Raw genomic sequence first — 1017 nt, 5'->3', positions numbered from 1 at the left:
GGAGAGACTTTTTTACAGTAATGACAATTTGTTTGATAGAAATAAACGAATTTTTCATCTTGTTTTAGAATATTATTTTGTAATTCATTTGTTTTGATTTCGTTTTGATAGTAGTTTGTAGTACTTTTTTTGGAGTCTTTTTTTGTTGTTATTAAAAATATTAAAACTAAAATTGACATTGTGATAAGAATAAATATAAGGATTTTTTTCATTTTTTCTCCCTTTTGGTTGTTTTTAAAAGAATAGAAACGCTTGCTTTTATTTATTTTTATATTATAATTATCTACAGATTATCCTGAAATTGTAAAAAAACGATTGTTCAAACGTATTATATGGATTTTTTGTTGTTTAATATGTGAATTTTAAAATTTATCTTTATTTTAATTTATTAATCTATAAATGTAAATCATTGACTCTTTTGGCTAATTGTGTTAATTTTGTTTTTGTGCTAGTTATAACTAGTAAAATATTTTAGAGGAATGAGGAGATTTTATGTCACGTAAGGGGTTTTTAGGTAAGGGGATATTATCTTTAGGTTTATGTGGTGCGGTATTAGTTTCACCAATGACAAGTTTTGCAGCAGAAGAAAAAACATCTTCTTCACCAAATATAATTTATACAGAACATGGTTTTACAACTATTGAATCTGGGGAACAACCTGTTATTAGTGAAAATACACCAATGCCACGTTCAGGTGTATGTCTTGATGTAGATGGTGGAAAGTGGTGTAAAGGTCAAAATATGAATTGGAAGTTGAATTTATCTCAATATTCCGATTATAGACATAGTTCTCGAACACATAAAGCAACAGCTATGGCTAATGGTAATTATAAGTATAGTGGATGGGTAAAGGCAGGGACACCAGCCATTGCTGAAACATTATATTATTCTAAATTAAGTACTTATAGATCATATTATGATGTTCAATAGTTTGTTTGCAATTTAATTAGATTGAAAGATAAAGGGAGTATAAAAAGGGCTTGATTAATAATGTCCTTTTTCTCCCTTTTTTATTGT

At 27.2% G+C, this 1017-nt stretch carries 1 protein-coding gene and 1 pseudogene; one reads left to right on the top strand and one right to left on the bottom strand.

Annotated elements, in window-relative coordinates; all coding sequences use genetic code 11:
• Positions 1-212: pseudogene (locus V7038_RS29470) on the bottom strand (thioredoxin family protein); the annotation flags it as partial.
• Positions 213-492: 280 nt separating this feature from the next.
• Here V7038_RS29470 and V7038_RS29465 point away from each other — a divergent pair.
• Positions 493-930, top strand: a complete 438-nt coding sequence (locus tag V7038_RS29465; protein ID WP_335696096.1) for a lactococcin 972 family bacteriocin — start codon at positions 493-495, stop codon at positions 928-930.
• Positions 931-1017 lie beyond the last annotated feature (87 nt).

This window comes from Bacillus sp. JJ783 (assembly GCF_036963225.1).
Taxonomy (GTDB): domain Bacteria; phylum Bacillota; class Bacilli; order Bacillales; family Bacillaceae_G; genus Bacillus_A; species Bacillus_A cereus_U.
This window is presented reverse-complemented; position numbering and strand designations above follow the sequence as displayed.